This window comes from Rhizobium sp. P40RR-XXII (genome assembly GCF_012641405.1).
Taxonomy (GTDB): Bacteria; Pseudomonadota; Alphaproteobacteria; order Rhizobiales; family Rhizobiaceae; genus Rhizobium.
Genome location: NZ_JABAII010000020.1, coordinates 55,082 through 69,089, shown reverse-complemented (window position 1 = coordinate 69,089; position 14,008 = coordinate 55,082). Strand labels below are relative to the sequence as shown.

16 protein-coding genes and 1 pseudogene are annotated in these 14,008 nt (G+C 55.0%); 8 read left to right on the top strand and 9 right to left on the bottom strand.

Annotated elements, in window-relative coordinates:
• Window positions 1-5: 5 nt before the first annotated feature.
• From HGP16_RS28140 to HGP16_RS28120, 5 genes are all read right to left on the bottom strand, one after another.
• The gene (locus HGP16_RS28140) at window positions 6-443 is read right to left on the bottom strand and encodes a universal stress protein (RefSeq protein WP_168843255.1); all 438 of its coding nucleotides are present in this window, start codon (window positions 441-443) and stop codon (window positions 6-8) included.
• Window positions 444-497: 54 nt separating this feature from the next.
• Entirely contained in the window at window positions 498-1,334 is an 837-nt protein-coding gene (locus HGP16_RS28135) for a universal stress protein (protein ID WP_168843301.1), read from the bottom strand.
• 449 nt (window positions 1,335-1,783) lie between these two features.
• Entirely contained in the window at window positions 1,784-2,812 is a 1,029-nt protein-coding gene (locus HGP16_RS28130) for a YbhN family protein (protein ID WP_168843254.1), read from the bottom strand.
• A gap of 9 nt (window positions 2,813-2,821) precedes the next feature.
• Window positions 2,822-4,672, bottom strand: a complete 1,851-nt coding sequence (gene ftsH / locus HGP16_RS28125; RefSeq protein WP_168843253.1) for an ATP-dependent zinc metalloprotease FtsH — start codon at window positions 4,670-4,672, stop codon at window positions 2,822-2,824.
• Window positions 4,673-4,834: 162 nt separating this feature from the next.
• The gene (locus HGP16_RS28120) at window positions 4,835-6,391 is read right to left on the bottom strand and encodes an AAA family ATPase (RefSeq protein WP_168843252.1); all 1,557 of its coding nucleotides are present in this window, start codon (window positions 6,389-6,391) and stop codon (window positions 4,835-4,837) included.
• 134 nt (window positions 6,392-6,525) lie between these two features.
• Between HGP16_RS28120 and HGP16_RS28115 the strand changes: the two genes are divergently transcribed.
• The 3 genes from HGP16_RS28115 (at window position 6,526) to HGP16_RS28105 (ending at window position 8,601) form a co-directional block, all read left to right on the top strand.
• Window positions 6,526-7,365 (top strand): 3'(2'),5'-bisphosphate nucleotidase CysQ, encoded by an 840-nt coding sequence (locus HGP16_RS28115; protein WP_168843251.1) that lies wholly within the window; start codon window positions 6,526-6,528, stop codon window positions 7,363-7,365.
• A 73-nt stretch (window positions 7,366-7,438) separates the two neighbouring features.
• A complete protein-coding gene (locus tag HGP16_RS28110; protein ID WP_168843250.1) occupies window positions 7,439-8,086 on the top strand; it encodes a BON domain-containing protein in 648 nt (215 codons plus the stop codon).
• Window positions 8,087-8,154: 68 nt separating this feature from the next.
• On the top strand, window positions 8,155-8,601 hold the full coding sequence (locus tag HGP16_RS28105; RefSeq protein ID WP_168843249.1) for a DUF3775 domain-containing protein: 447 nt from the start codon (window positions 8,155-8,157) through the stop codon (window positions 8,599-8,601).
• A gap of 38 nt (window positions 8,602-8,639) precedes the next feature.
• Here HGP16_RS28105 and HGP16_RS28100 read toward each other — a convergent pair whose 3' ends face one another.
• Window positions 8,640-9,167 (bottom strand): universal stress protein, encoded by a 528-nt coding sequence (locus HGP16_RS28100; protein WP_168843248.1) that lies wholly within the window; start codon window positions 9,165-9,167, stop codon window positions 8,640-8,642.
• Between the two features lie 243 nt (window positions 9,168-9,410).
• Between HGP16_RS28100 and HGP16_RS28095 the strand changes: the two genes are divergently transcribed.
• The 3 genes from HGP16_RS28095 to HGP16_RS28085 all read left to right on the top strand — a co-directional run bounded on the left by HGP16_RS28095 (window position 9,411) and on the right by HGP16_RS28085 (window position 10,845).
• Window positions 9,411-10,379: a trypsin-like peptidase domain-containing protein gene (locus HGP16_RS28095; RefSeq protein ID WP_168843247.1), complete on the top strand. Its 969-nt coding sequence runs from the start codon at window positions 9,411-9,413 to the stop codon at window positions 10,377-10,379.
• Window positions 10,310-10,510, top strand: coding sequence for a PDZ domain-containing protein (locus tag HGP16_RS34785; protein ID WP_168843300.1), 201 nt, complete (start codon window positions 10,310-10,312; stop codon window positions 10,508-10,510). Before HGP16_RS28095 ends, HGP16_RS34785 begins: the two co-directional genes overlap by 70 nt.
• Window positions 10,511-10,596: 86 nt before the next feature.
• A complete protein-coding gene (locus HGP16_RS28085) occupies window positions 10,597-10,845 on the top strand; it encodes a PDZ domain-containing protein (protein ID WP_168843246.1) in 249 nt (82 codons plus the stop codon).
• Between the two features lie 526 nt (window positions 10,846-11,371).
• Here HGP16_RS28085 and HGP16_RS28080 read toward each other — a convergent pair.
• Window positions 11,372-11,809: a universal stress protein gene (locus HGP16_RS28080; protein ID WP_168843245.1), complete on the bottom strand. Its 438-nt coding sequence runs from the start codon at window positions 11,807-11,809 to the stop codon at window positions 11,372-11,374.
• A 537-nt stretch (window positions 11,810-12,346) separates the two neighbouring features.
• Between HGP16_RS28080 and HGP16_RS34780 the strand changes: the two genes are divergently transcribed.
• Together HGP16_RS34780 and HGP16_RS28070 are read left to right on the top strand one after the other, a co-directional pair.
• Window positions 12,347-12,553, top strand: a complete 207-nt coding sequence (locus tag HGP16_RS34780) for a hypothetical protein (RefSeq protein WP_168843244.1) — start codon at window positions 12,347-12,349, stop codon at window positions 12,551-12,553.
• Between the two features lie 330 nt (window positions 12,554-12,883).
• Window positions 12,884-13,156 carry a hypothetical protein gene (locus HGP16_RS28070; RefSeq protein WP_168843243.1) on the top strand — a complete coding sequence of 91 codons (273 nt, stop codon included), beginning with the start codon at window positions 12,884-12,886 and terminating at the stop codon, window positions 13,154-13,156.
• Window positions 13,157-13,281: 125 nt separating this feature from the next.
• Here the strand turns inward: HGP16_RS28070 and HGP16_RS28065 are convergent.
• Window positions 13,282-13,647, bottom strand: a pseudogene (locus HGP16_RS28065) (NAD(P)/FAD-dependent oxidoreductase); the annotation flags it as partial.
• Window positions 13,620-14,006: a tryptophan 7-halogenase gene (locus tag HGP16_RS28060; protein ID WP_168843242.1), complete on the bottom strand. Its 387-nt coding sequence runs from the start codon at window positions 14,004-14,006 to the stop codon at window positions 13,620-13,622. The gene HGP16_RS28060 and the pseudogene HGP16_RS28065, both read right to left, overlap by 28 nt.
• Between the last annotated feature and the right edge of the window lie 2 nt (window positions 14,007-14,008).

Below are 14,008 nucleotides of genomic sequence, written 5' to 3'. Positions count from 1 at the left end.
CCGCTTTAGCGATACACAAGAACAGGGATGTGACTTTTGGCGATCACACCGGCGGCGACACTTCCCAATAGCAGAGACGACAAACCGCTGCGCCCATGAGACGCCATGGCGATCAAGTCGCAATTCAAGCTATCGGCGGTGTCGACAATGGTCTTGGCCACATCCATACTGTTGATGACCAGGGTCTTGCAGGGGACCCCTTTGTCGGACGCCTTGACCTTCTGCCGTGCCAACATTGCACCGCATTCCGAAGCAGCCGCTTTTTCATGTCGCTGCTGCTGGTCCAGATACTCATTGCTGTCAATCAATAGCATATGGAACGGCTCGGTCACGGCCAGCAACGTGACTTCGGCGTTCATTTCGTCGGCAAGCGATATTGCGTGTGTGGCCGCATGCGACGCCATCTTGGAGCCATCGGTTGGAACCAATATATGCTTGAACATCGGCATCGTCCCGCTGGATTGGCACAAGGGTTTTTGGTGAGTGATGGACGTCTTCTAATGACCCCAGAATATGGGCAGCTTTGCCGTTTCAAGCATCGATCGCGTGACGCCGCCGAAAATGAATTCTCGGAGGCGGGAATGGCCGTAAGCTCCCATGACCATCAGATCGGCACCGACATCGATTGCATGTTGGTGAAGCATCGTCGCGACACCTCGACCTTCACTTGGAAGGGCGTCCACCACCACCGAAACTCCATGCCGCGCAAGATAGGCAGCAATATCGGCTCCGGGTTCTTCCCCGTTGGAAATCGCGGTCCCGACAGGATCGATCATGGTCACGTGGACTTCTTTTGCGGCACGCAGCAGAGGCAAGGCCTGCTGGACAGCACGAGCGGCCTCCATCCGGGAATTCCACGCTATCAATACAGATTGAGGTGCCAAAGTCGCAGCCCGATCGGTTGGGTTGACAAACAGCGGTGCCGGAGACTGGAACAGCGCACCATCCATGATGCGCTTTGCAAATTGCGGATCCGCAGCCGCTTTCGGGCCGATCAACACGAGATCGGCATAGAGTGCGCGCTGAGCGATATCCTCCCCTGCCCAGGCATATTCCGCATAGACATCCTGAACATCATAAGACAAGCCTGATTGCTTGAGACTATCCTTGGCGACCTCCGCCTGGCTAACCAGCTTTGAGATGTCGCCTTCACGCTCCTCCAACCAGGCGGCCGAGACAACCTCGCCAAAGCCACCGATCGGAGGTGGCGCAGCCATCGCCACGACCAGAACCGAAAGATGTGCTTCCACCGTTTCACTCAGAGCAATTGCTTGTCTGAGGTCTTCTTCCAGATGATTTACCCCGACCGGGGCGAGGATGGTTTTGTAGCGCATTGCCATATCTCCACATTCGAGCATCCATATTGACTGTCGATCATGCAGTCCCTGCTGAATTTCGCCTTGATCGATATCAACTTTGCAGTTCGCCGATGCCACCGCTCATATGGCCATTGCGACAGATTGATCCAAGGCAATGCAAACAGCTGCGGGTAGATGGAATCTCTTCTCGGACATCAATATTAACTGGAAGGAAACCATGATGTTTCGAGCAATAATCGTTTCTCTGGCCGCATTCACAATCGTTTGTGCCAATCCCAATGCAGGGTCGAACGCGGGAGGCGATCAGCAGAAGGAAAGCCCAAGGAAGACGGAAAAGAAGCCGCGGCTCGGATATGACGACCCCTATATCCCCCCGACCAAAGGTCACGGATTTTGATTTCGCGGTGGGGATGAGGCTCCGACCGCTATCTTGAAGGATTGATCATAATCGATCTTGATGACGGTCAGGAGACTCGGGCCTCCCGGCGCAGCAGCCAGATGCCCGGTACCATCGGCAGCCAGAAAGTGAGGCCGCGTAGCACCAATGTGCCGGCGAGGGCTGCCTCGATCTGGACACCAAAAAGATGCAATAGGGCTACGCATGTACCCTCGAATGAGCCTAATCCAAGCGGTAAGGGCGCAAGCGTCGCAACGACCGATGCGAGAATAAAGCTGACAAAGGCATCGGTTGGAGCAATCTCGACTGCAATTGCGCGCAGTGCCAGCCAAAGTGTCATCGCGTCAAGCATGAAGATAAACGTCTGGAGGCTCACCGCGCGCAGAATAACCATGCTGTCACCGACAACATCTCGTCGTATCGACTGCATCACATCTGCAAGCCGTTTTACCGAGGGCCAGCCCCGTATCGATTTGGGAATGAAGCGGCCACGTGACCGAACGACGAAAAGCAGCAGCGCAGCGATAAGGATAATAACCAGGACGAATATTGCGCCGAGGTAAAACCAGCCATTGCTTAACCCAACTTGCCACCACAACAATGCAAAGCCCAAAAGTGCCACAAGCAGGTAGGCAACATAGTATGAAAGCGCGGCGGTCAGAAGCGCTGTGGCCGCAATCGCGTCCGGAACAGCTCGCCGACGCAGGCCATGCATGACGATGACGCTGCCGCTAATTCCGCCCGTCGGCATGGCCTGATTTGCGAAGAGTTCCATGAGTGCTAGACCGAAAAGGTCGCGCGTTCTCCTTTGAACACCCACGCGTCCCAACACATTTGCCCAGATAGCAGCGGCGCATGCATAAGTTCCAACTTGTGACAGGAATGCTGCCATAAGCCAAACCGGATCGGCCGAAACCAGGACCGAAATAAAGAGCTCGATATCACCGCGACGCAGCACTAGAACGACAAGAGCCGCAAGCAGTAGGATGCCTATGAGCCAGCTGGCCGCGATAGCGAATTTGCTTCTTTGACCGTCCAACGATACCAGCTCATGGACCAGTTTTCCGGGCGACCCGTCTTCCGGCTGATCCGTCATTGCGCACTCCTATGGCAGTTGGACCAGAGCGCCTTCCAACGCGGCAGCACCGTGCCTTTCGTCGCTCTTTCGCCGCAGAGGCTTGAAATCGGCAGGCGTAATCGTTTCGCGTTCGAGAAGAAGCCTTGCTCCGGCGCGCAGATCATCGACATGTGCCGACAAGATGCCTTTGGCAGCCGCATAGGCTGTGTCGATCATGGTACGCACTTCGAGATCGACTTCGCGAGCGGTCGCCTCGGAATAATCCCGCTCGTGCATTTCCGCACGATCCTGGGCCAACCATTCTAATCGCTGTGGCTCGAGCACGGCCTGACCAACGGGACTCATTCCGAAACGAGTGATGCACTGTCGGGCGATGTCAGTCGCCTTTGCAAGGTCATCGGCAGCGCCGGTCGAAACTTCGGCAAAAACTATCTCTTCTGCGGCCCGGCCAGCCAGCAGGGCAACCATTCGCTCATTCAGTTCGCTCGCGGTGATCAAAAAGCGATCCTCCGTTGGGCGCTGCAGAGTATAACCTAAGGCGCCGATCGAACGCGGAATGATGGAAACCTTCTGAACAGGATCCGTCTTTTCCAGCAATGTCGCGGCCAGGGCATGTCCCATTTCGTGATAGGCGATACGTTCCCGTTCCTTGGGGTTCAAAAGACGGCTGCGCCGTTCGGAGCCCGCGATGATGCGCTCCACAGCTTGCACAAAGTCCTCCAGGGTCACCATATCGGCATTCCTGCGGGTGGCGAAGATCGCTGCTTCATTGATCAAATTAGCAAGATCGGCCCCGGTAAAGCCAGGAGTGAGACCGGCGATGTCGTCAGCGCGGACGCTGGGCGCCATCGCGATTTTCTTTGCATGCACAGATAGGATTGCGGCCCGTCCCTTGAAGTCGGGCCGGTCGATGACGATCTGGCGATCAAACCGGCCGGCGCGCAGCAAGGCGACATCAAGAATTTCCGGCCGGTTGGTCGCTGCCAGCAAAACAATCCCAACGCTTGGATCGAAGCCATCCAACTCCGAGAGCAGTTGGTTGAGCGTCTGCTCCTTTTCATCGCCACCGCCGAACCCGCCAAGGCTGGTGCGCGCACGCCCCAACGCATCGAGTTCGTCGATGAAGATGATGCATGGGGCAGCAGCCCGTGCCTGTTCGAACAGATCGCGTACACGGGCAGCTCCGACACCGACGAAGAGCTCAACGAATTCTGATCCGGAAATGGAAAAGAAAGGTACATCCGCCTCCCCCGCGACTGCACGTGCCAAAAGGGTTTTGCCGGTGCCGGGAGGACCGACGAGCAGGGTGCCTTTGGGAACACGGGCACCGAGGCGGCCGTATTTATCCTTCTCTTTCAGAAACGAAACAATTTCCTTTAATTCTGCCTTGGCTTCATCTGCGCCTGCCACGTCCTCGAATGTCACGCCGGTTTTGTGCTCGAGATAGACCTTGGCACGTGACTTGCCGATCTGGATCAGCCCACCCATGCCTTGCCGTCCCGCCATATTTCGAAACAGAAAAAACCAGATACCTGCAAACAACAATATCGGCAGGATCCAGGAAAGAGCGATCGTAAGCCACGTGCTATCCGAGCCGCCGGACACCTGAACACCAGCCTTTTCAAAATTTGCAGCGGCCAGAGGGTCGACACGATTGCTGATAAATTCCGATTTGCCGGCCTGGGGCTGCTTAAAGACGCCTTCAATCATCGTTTCGGTTAACGTGACCGACTGTATCTTGCCCTCAGCGACCATCCGCATAAGATCGCTATAGGCGATTTCCTCCACATTGCGCGCGGCCAGCCAAAGCTGCAGGAGGCCTATCAACAAGAAGGCCATCAAAACATATCCGATATTGAATTTGTGCTTGCGTTCCATCTCGTTCTCCGCCGGCGACAACCCTTTGCCAATCTTCACTGTGGCGGACGAGATCATCTTCTGGGGACGATCACGCCGATCAAGCACTCTTAAGCTTGAGAAAGCCCGGATGTGAAATGGGGCTGTCCATAGTGTCGGGTATGATTCACGTCGAGTCTGATCTCAAATATCTTCGGCGATGCAGGAAAGGGCCGGCTCGTCGCTCGCCATGCGACGCAGAATTTCATCCGCGAGCTCGGTTGGCCGACGGGCTGCATTCAGTTTGACCCAGTCGATCGGATGTAACTTCCTCGAAAGCTGTTCGGCCAATATGTCGACCGTCGCATCCGATACATTATCCCGTCGCGCCTCGATGCGTTGCCATAGCAGCGCCGGGTCGGCTTCCAACCAGAAACCCGAAAATGCGCAGCCCTTCTCTTTCGCCGCCCACTCGAGCAGCTTGCGATTCTCGACCTTGTCGAATACGGCGTCGGCAACGACTGCGCCGTCCTGGGCGAGAATGAGCCGGCTACGCCATGATATTTCCCGATATACCCGAACGGAAACTTCCTGACGATAGGCGCTCTGGGGCAATCGGGTTTCCGGCGGCACATCATACAGTGACTTGCGAATGCGATCGCTCTCGATGATGCGCGCTCCAGGCGGAAGGCCGATGCGTGGTGCCAATGTTTCGGCAAGCGTCGACTTTCCCGATCCACTAAGTCCGCCGATGGCAACAAGGCTAGGCTGAGGCGACTGAAGAAGCCTTCCCGCCAGCGCAAAGTAGGATCGCGCCTCCGATGCGAGTTCCGACGCGTGGACGCCGCCCCCCTCCGCTTGCGTGGCAACCACATGGGCCCGTACGGCTGCCCGCATGCTCATAAAGAACGGAAGCGTGGCAAAACCGTTGTCGTCTCCGGTTTCGTCAAGGTATCGATTCATGACAAGATTGGCAAATTCGGCATGGCCACGATGCCAGAGATCCATCAGGAGAAACGCCAGGTCATACAGCACATCGCTGGTGGCGATCTCTTCGCTGAACTCGATGCAATCGAACAAGCATGGCCGACCATCGCGCAGAAAAATATTGCGCAAGTGCAGATCGCCGTGGCAACGTCTAACTCTTCCCGCCATTGCCCGCTTGTCCAATGATCCGCCAAGGGCGGCGAGCCGCTTGTTGAAGGAAGCAGTCAGTTCGGCAACCTCCGTCGGCGTGAAAACGTGACTGGTGGCAAAGCCAGCTTCATTGATCTTGAGAACAGCTTGCACATACTCAGTTCCGCCGCGATCTCGGATAATCGGCGCCTGATGGTGAAATTCCACGATCGCGCCGGCAAGTGCCGTCATCATCTGAGGAGTCAATCCGCCGGATTGAGCGACATGATCAAGCAGGAGCGATTGATCGAAGCGCTTCATCTCGACGACGGTCTCGATCGTCTGTCCCGCGCCACCAATCGCGAGCGTACCGTCTGCGGCCTGCGTAATCGCGCGCACACCGAGGTAGAGGCCAGGCGCCGTCGGGCCATTGAGCTCAACCTCTTTCTCACAGGCCGCCCATCTTTTATCACATGTGGAAAAATCGACGTAAGGCAGTTTGACAGCCCGCTTCATCTTATAGGCGCGGTCTCCCGACAGGAATATGCGGGATATATGCGTCTCCATCGTCTGCACGGGCTCACCGTCCCGGGAAAGAACGCTTTCGAGAAAGGATACGACCTTAGTTTGGTCTTCGACGATCATCGGTTTGCCTTGCGTGTCGTTTGGGTCAACTATATCTGGCGCCAACTGGTGTCAGCCGACATTGATGCGTATCAATGAAAAGGCCTTCATATCGGATAGCTGTTCTTCCAATAATAATAACCGGAGTATGAGGAATGGAACTCGACTCCCGACGACGGCTCGCTGAGGCCCTGATCCCGATCGCTCGTCGGGCGGGAGATGTGATTTGCTCGCTTCAAAAAACCCCGCAACCATCACGCAGCAAACGCGACGGCTCTCCTATTACACCGGCCGATCTCGCGAGCCATGATATTCTCTACGCCGGTTGCAGAGCCTTGACGACGACCATTCCCGTGGTCAGCGAGGAGGATGAAAACTCAGCGACAAAAGCCCTAAATGCGATCGCCTTCATCATCGATCCGCTCGACGGAACAAAGGAATTCATCTCCGGCCGCGACGAATTTACGATCAATGTGGCGTTGGTCGAAGATGGGAGACCCACTATCGGCTTAATCTACGCGCCGGCTCGAGGGCGGCTTTTCTTCTCATATGGAGGCGGCTATGCATTCGAGGAGAAAAGAGACGGGCAGCGCAGTAGTCTTGCCGATCGCTCCATCCCATCGAGAAAGTTCATCGCACTTACGAGCAGGTCTCACCTCGATCAGCATACACGCGACCTGCTGTTTGCATCCCGACCATGTGTTGTGCACAAACTGGGATCCGCGCTGAAATTCGCCCTGATCGCGGCTGCTGAGGCCGACGCCTACGTGAGGCTTTCACCAACGATGATATGGGACTGCGCAGCTGGCCAGGCGCTTGTCGAGGCCACCGGTGGTGTCGTCCTTCGGACGGATGGGTCTCCTCTACTGACAGCGGGCTGCTCATCAATGAGGATCGACGGTTTCATTGCGGCCCGCACCCCGCAGCTTGCCGCGCGGCTTATCAAAACGATGCAAGAAACCTCTCCTTCACACATCGCAGGGCCTGGCAATTGAGCCAAGTCAATGTGACCACAAAACATCATCGTAATGTTTCCGTGTTCGAGATATCAACAGAGGAGATTGTCTCATGGACGATATCACACTTCGTCAATTAGTTCTCGATGAGCTCGAGTTCGAGCCAAGCATCGATGCAGCCAACATCGGCGTTGCCGCGGATAATGGTGTTATTACCCTTTCGGGCCACGTTGCGACCTATACCGAAAGAGAAGCCGCGGAACGGGCAACACGACGCATTAAAGGTGTTAAGGCGATCGCGCAAGGCATTGAAGTCAGGCCCATCGGAGCAAACAGGATGGCAGACGACGAAATTGCCAAACGCGCCGTCAATACTATGGGATGGCATGTGACCATTCCCAAGGACGCGGTTCAGATCAAAGTCCAGAATGGCTGGGTGACCTTGAACGGTCGTGTTGAATGGCAGTATCAGAAGAATGCGGCAGCCGATGCGGTTCGCGACCTTTCCGGCGTGGTCGGCGTGTCAAACATGATTGAAGTGGCTCCACATGCCAGTTCGATTGACGTCAAGAGGCGTATTGAGGACGCCTTCCGGCGTGACGCGGAAATCGAGGCGCATGCTATCAGCGTCAACGTCGCCGACGGCAAGGTAACGCTGCAGGGCAAAGTCAAAACCTGGTCGGAACGGCGGGCTGCCGAACATGCAGCCTGGTCAGCCCCTGGCGTACGAACCGTCGAAGACCGACTATCAGTCGGCTAGACGTAAGCGCCGGGTTACCTGGAGCGGGCGACCCGGCGCCACCCTTATTTTGTGCCCCAGAATGGAGTATGGCTATGACAAAGAAGCTCGACAAGGATCGGCCGGCCTGGCCATTGACCATATCACCCGAGAAGGTCTGCTTTTTTATCTTGAAAGCCCGCCAATTTGACGCGAAAGACGCACCCACCAACGAAGGTTCAGCCTCGAACCCATCGGACGACGCCATGATCGACGTGCTCGAAGACAGAGCGGACGATCCAGTTCAAGAAGAAATTCGCTCCGCCATATGGGCTCTCAGCGTGGACGAGCAGATTGACCTCGTGACCCTGGTTTGGCTCGGTCGTGGCGACGGTATTGCTTCAGATTGGCGAGACATACGTGAGGCGGCGGCAGAGGCGCACAATAACCGGACAGCCGCCTACCTTCTTGGCACACCACTACTCGGCGATTATCTTGAGGAAGCCTTGTCAATGTTTGACGAGTCCTGTCAGGCAATGGAAGCAAATCATCTCTAGCATTTAAAATTCGGAAGCCGCATCATTTCGCATAGGTTCTAGTGAACGGTTATGCACGTGACTGGACACGAATGCGCAACTCTGGTGGACACGCTCCCAAAGGCCAATTGCGACAGAGGGGAAAGACCTCTTGCACCACAAACGACAAGATCCGGCGTCTCTTTCCGGATTGTTTCGATGATTTGGTCCGTGGCATTTCCATCCATTAGATGGGTAAAGATACGCCTAATGCCATAAGCCCTGACCACGGATTCAGCTCGCTTGAGAATTTCAACTCCGAGAGCGTGCAGCATGCGGTAAGATGCGACCGGATCAGCGAGCGGAGGCACCATTGGAAGACCTGGCGCCACCACGAAGGGGGCTGTCGGCTCGTCCACAGTCATTACTAGGTCATCGAGATGTTCGATTTTGATCATGCGCTCAATATTGGTGTCGAGTTCTCCGGAAAGAATGACATGAACCAAATGGACCTCGCCGTCTCCTTTTTCCACGAGGTCCGCACCAATTTCGACGGCCGTCTGCGCATGCGATGAGCCATCCGTGGCAATCAGGATCTTTTTGAACATATCGATTTTCCTCAAATTGTGACACCCACAAGAACTGCGGTTGTTTTCAAGGCTAAACCGACTAGTGGCAGGCACATTGAGCCCGATCAAAGTCACTTCCTGATCGCGACGGACCGATGGGCCCCTTTCGCCCGCCCAATCAAAAGTCGGGCCGATGTGTTGGCCAATTGGGCGACTTTGTTCCTGGTCAATGCGAACTCGATCCCAATCGATAATTTGTGAACCTTCGAAGGAGGAGCAAGTATGTCGAGAGGCTTGATTATCGGGCTATGTGAGATGGGTGTCAGGGCAAGGCATTGGCCTTATATGGGTAGGCGACACGCGCGCGCCATCGTGCTGACAATGGGATTGATCGTCATCGCAGGCTGGGATCCGGCGCAATCGGCGTCCTTACCCCTACCCTCATTGGCGCCAATATTGGAAAGAGTTATTCCGAGCGTTGTCAGCATCTCTATTCGTTCGACTGGGGCGGGTGATACGAACGACGCAACATTGCCTCAAGCAGGCGGATCGCTGGGCACCGCTGAGAATGTTGGTCCCCTGTTTGAGATTTCTCAGACCGTCGCTGCAGGCGTCATCATCGATGCGTCCAATGGTTATATTCTGACGAACAATCATGTCATCGAAAACGCCGACGACATCCGGGTCGCGACCTCCGACGGTTCTAGTTACCAAGGCAAAGTTGTCGGTGCAGATGCTGAAACGGACATCGCTGTGATAAAGATCAGAGCTGCGGGATTAACAGCTGCCCATATTGGTGACTCAAGCAAGCTGCGCGTCGGAGATTATGTCACCGCGATAGGCAATCCGTTTGGCCTTGGTCAAACAGCCACATTCGGTATCGTCAGTGCGCTTGGCCGGGCCGAGTTCGGCGTTGAAGGCTACCAGGATATCATTCAAACCGATGCCTCTCTCAATCCTGGCAATTCCGGAGGTGCCTTAATTAATCTCGAAGGCGAGCTTGTTGGCATCAACAGCGCCATTATCGGTCCTTCAGGAAGTAATATTGGCATAGGCTTTGCCATTCCGATCAACACGGCACGATCCGTCATGCAACAACTTGTCGCTCATGGTGAGATTCGTCGTGGGCAGCTTGGGGTAATCGTGCAGAACAACAACGCGACTTCGGAAGAGCTCTTCGCATCAACACAGCGACTGGAGCGCTGGTCAGCGATGTTATTTCCGGATCAGGCGGTGCGATCGCGGGAATAAAAGCGGGCGACGTCATCATCGCCGTCAACGAGTTCCAATCAAAAGCGCTAACGAACTCCATGCACGGGTATCAGCCTTCCCGCCTGATGTCTCCGTACGGATCTCACTGGTACGCCAGACTGGAAAGGTAGACCTCAATGCGACATTGAGCGCGGCACTTCCTCAGAGCGAACCTTCGACCACTGCGGAAGTCAAAGGCCACGGATTGCTAGACAGCGTGACAGTCGAGAAGCTCAGCTCGGTTTCGGATGCCTATGGCAAAGTTCAAGGGGCGTTTGTATCATCGCTTATCGATAGTAGCAAGGCGGCGGCAGCCGGCCTATTGCCGGGTGATGTAATTGTGAGCGTCAACCAGCACCCGGTATCAACGCCGCAGATGGTTGCTGACCTTACGCAAAAGCAAGATGAAATCTTGCTTCTGGGCATCTTCCGCGACGGCCGCAAGCTTTTCCTTATCGTAAAATGACCATCGCCACGCGCTGGCACCACAAGGAAAATACACCGTTCAACTAACGTCGATGCCGACCGCATGACTGGAGTCGAACCCTTAACCAAGGGCACGGCAGCCATATGCGACAGACAAGGAAAATTTCGCATTTATGTAGGAGCCGCCAGCAAGCTGCAAATGCGGCACTGAGGCTGGGTCTCTTGAAACGAAAGTGCCCGCGCAAGGTAGACAAATCCTTTCTTACAGGTCCGTAGGCGGCGATCGCAGCGCTGCCAGTCCTTTCGTTAGACAATATCGAGGATCTTACTGGCCGTGCAGTTGCTGCTTTATCCCGGTTACCATGCGGCAATCGCGATCTTCTTGACGTTGATAAACTGAGCAAATGCTGCCCGGCAGACTGTATTTGCGTTCCGGATTTTTTGATCTTCTCCGGCATTGCGTCACGAAGGGAAGAGGTGATGAGCGCAGGGCTGGCCCGGCGACCGCGTTTGAGAATCCAGTGTCGCTCAAGACGGTCTCAGTCTATCCGCCGCTTCGGCCATAATCATCGATAAACGAGAACGGGAATACGCGAATGACTTAGGACCTTCGCCGTGACGCTGCCGAGCAATAAGCTGCCGACGCTTCCCCGGCCATGTGATGCCATCGCAATCAGGTCACAACCGTTTTCCAAAGCCACGCGGATGATCGCCGCATCGACTTCCTCATCCTCGATCGCGACGGAGCGACAGATAAGCCCTTGATGGCGGGCCTTAGCCTCCACTTCGGCCAAAAGCTGCGATGCTTCCGCATGAGCGAGCTTGCCGTAGTCTTCCGGGTTGCCGGAAAGCTGCTTGCTATCGATCGAGAACAAGTGGAAGGGCTCAATCACCGTCATGAAAGTAACGGTTGCCCCGCAATCACGTGCAAATTCGACAGCTTTATCGACTGCGGACTGAGCAGTTGGCGAGCCGTCGGTCGGCAAAAGAATATTTGAGAACATGAGAAACTCCTCCATTTTGGCAACGCTTAGCAGATGCCGTCCACATCAACCTTGATCGGCATCAAAGCCATCCGAATGGCAGCGAGCTTGCATTCCGCGCCGAAGCGATTGTTGCCCCGCACCCAAATGGCATCTTCAATTACAAGACGAAGCTGAATTAGTCGCCATCAACATCCTTGGCGACAATCGGGCAACAATGCCAACATCTGGCATGTCTGGTTTTGCTGCGGGTAGTGACCAATCATGATGAAATGACCGGCAAGCCATTGGCGACGATAAGCAGCCCACGGTGCCGATGGATGTGATTAGCAATATGGCTGCAATCGAGGGATTCCAACGTTTGGGTCTCGCGCTTGCAATCGGCGCCCTTGTCGGCATCGAACGCGGCTGGCGGGATCGCAACATGGCGGCCGGTGAACGAACGGCGCGCCCCAGAACCTATGGCGCGACCGGATTTCTAGGGGGGATCTGCGGCTCTCTTTATCCGAGTGTCGGCTTTTTCTGCCGCTTGCGGTCTTCCTCGTCGTCAGCGCCACCATGATCATTTTTAGCTATATGGAGGCAGAACAGGCCGGGGAATATAACGCGACAGGCGTGGTTGCCGCCCTCACCGTCTTTGTTCTGGGGTTTGGAGCGGTGGTTGCCGATAGGACGACAATGGCAACGGCGGTTGTCATAACGGCATTCCTGGCTGCTCGCGAGCCGCTACCCGGCTTTTTGCGGAGGCTCACCTGGCTTGCCTGAGCTTCGCGCCGCGCTCATCCTGCTCGCCATGACGGTCGTCGTCCTGCCGCTATTGCCAAACAGAGCCCTAGACGGGTGGAACGCCATCAACCCCTTCGAATTGTGGATCAAAGCGATTTCCTGGAAGGCCCTTTCGACATATCTTCAACCGCTGGCCGGTATCTCAAACGCCAAGAGGCGTCCTTTAGCCTAAGCAAAATGCAAGCATAAAGAGCTGAAATTATATATTGGCAATCTGTGTCGCAAAGAGGGACATAGATTAGAAACCAATACCCAAAAATATCGAAATATACTAATATTCGTCCAGGTTTTTTAGTTTCGGAGGTTATCATGCAGAATGAAGCCCTTCGCGGAAACAGGGAAATTGTCGTCGAGCGCCTCAACCGATTCAGGTCGCAGGTCGAAGGCATCAAAGGTGGCGAGCGCATCTTCGCCCTGCATCCGCCGGCCGAGGAGTATGTCGAAATAACGCCCAACGTCATTGTCCGCTATCAATGGATGATCGAACTATGCCAGTTCACCATTCTCCTGCTGGACACCTTTTCCCAGACGGATCTCGACACGGGGCCGCTTTCCATCGATTTGCGTAGTAAGGAACATTGAGTTCGGATCTGCAAGATCGGGCCCTGGCACTTGGGAGGAAATGGTCGACTTGTTCGTCAAAAGGCGATTATGGATGTCACGTGTTGCAATCTCGGGATGACGAGAATCCACACCCGGTTCCAAAGTCATCCATCAGCGTAATCAGGAATATCAATTTTGATCTGCTTGAGTTTCTCGATACCGAGTACATTCAGAGCCAGTTTTTCATAAAACGGCTCTCCGTTGCCAGTGCGCATTTTGCGCAGATAATATTTCTCAAAACCGACCTTTGCCATATGAACCCAAGCGCCGCTCGATGACCAACTGACATTGCGGGGCGGGATTTGTGGCTGCGCGACAAAAGCGACGCCCGAATCACCGAAGTCCGCCATGCAGACCGCATTCCAGGTTGCTTCCGCGTCCGGCTGATTGCCCATGGCCAATCGGCTAATATTTCGCACGGCAGCACTCACCATAGACTCAATCACGAAGCCTGTCTTAGGAACGCCAACGGCAAATGCGTTCGAGATCGATCTTTACGTCTTTGCGGGTCCGCCAGCCAACGGCAACCCAAGGGTTGGAAGGAACGAAGCTGAAAAATGCGTCCCTTGTTGATGACAGCGACATCGTGACATGCCTCAAGCTCGTGGCGGAGTTGAAAAGCAGCAATAGTCCCGGCCGGCCCGGCACCCAAAATAACTATCCTTGCCATGATTTCCTCCGTATATTGGAGAACGAATAGCAGCGGGGCAAGAAATCGACATTGACGAAAATCAATGGATTTAATGGATATTTGTTTCAGTAATATCCACACGCGGCTGATCCCAACACCGCCGTAATCAACCCGGCGGATTGAAATGCTGGACGCCACCG

What these genes read in the sequence shown, in the direction of transcription:
- HGP16_RS28140 (WP_168843255.1), bottom strand. Translation starts at nt 443, where the DNA reads ATGTTCAAGCATATATTGGTTCCAACCGATGGCTCCAAGATGGCGTCG.
- HGP16_RS28135 (WP_168843301.1), bottom strand. Translation starts at nt 1,334, where the DNA reads ATGCGCTACAAAACCATCCTCGCCCCGGTCGGGGTAAATCATCTGGAA.
- HGP16_RS28130 (WP_168843254.1), bottom strand. Translation starts at nt 2,812, where the DNA reads ATGACGGATCAGCCGGAAGACGGGTCGCCCGGAAAACTGGTCCATGAG.
- ftsH (WP_168843253.1), bottom strand. Translation starts at nt 4,672, where the DNA reads ATGGAACGCAAGCACAAATTCAATATCGGATATGTTTTGATGGCCTTC.
- HGP16_RS28120 (WP_168843252.1), bottom strand. Translation starts at nt 6,391, where the DNA reads ATGATCGTCGAAGACCAAACTAAGGTCGTATCCTTTCTCGAAAGCGTT.
- HGP16_RS28115 (WP_168843251.1), top strand. Translation starts at nt 6,526, where the DNA reads ATGGAACTCGACTCCCGACGACGGCTCGCTGAGGCCCTGATCCCGATC.
- HGP16_RS28110 (WP_168843250.1), top strand. Translation starts at nt 7,439, where the DNA reads ATGGACGATATCACACTTCGTCAATTAGTTCTCGATGAGCTCGAGTTC.
- HGP16_RS28105 (WP_168843249.1), top strand. Translation starts at nt 8,155, where the DNA reads ATGGCTATGACAAAGAAGCTCGACAAGGATCGGCCGGCCTGGCCATTG.
- HGP16_RS28100 (WP_168843248.1), bottom strand. Translation starts at nt 9,167, where the DNA reads ATGTTCAAAAAGATCCTGATTGCCACGGATGGCTCATCGCATGCGCAG.
- HGP16_RS28095 (WP_168843247.1), top strand. Translation starts at nt 9,411, where the DNA reads ATGTCGAGAGGCTTGATTATCGGGCTATGTGAGATGGGTGTCAGGGCA.
- HGP16_RS28080 (WP_168843245.1), bottom strand. Translation starts at nt 11,809, where the DNA reads ATGTTCTCAAATATTCTTTTGCCGACCGACGGCTCGCCAACTGCTCAG.
- HGP16_RS34780 (WP_168843244.1), top strand. Translation starts at nt 12,347, where the DNA reads ATGATCATTTTTAGCTATATGGAGGCAGAACAGGCCGGGGAATATAAC.
- HGP16_RS28070 (WP_168843243.1), top strand. Translation starts at nt 12,884, where the DNA reads ATGCAGAATGAAGCCCTTCGCGGAAACAGGGAAATTGTCGTCGAGCGC.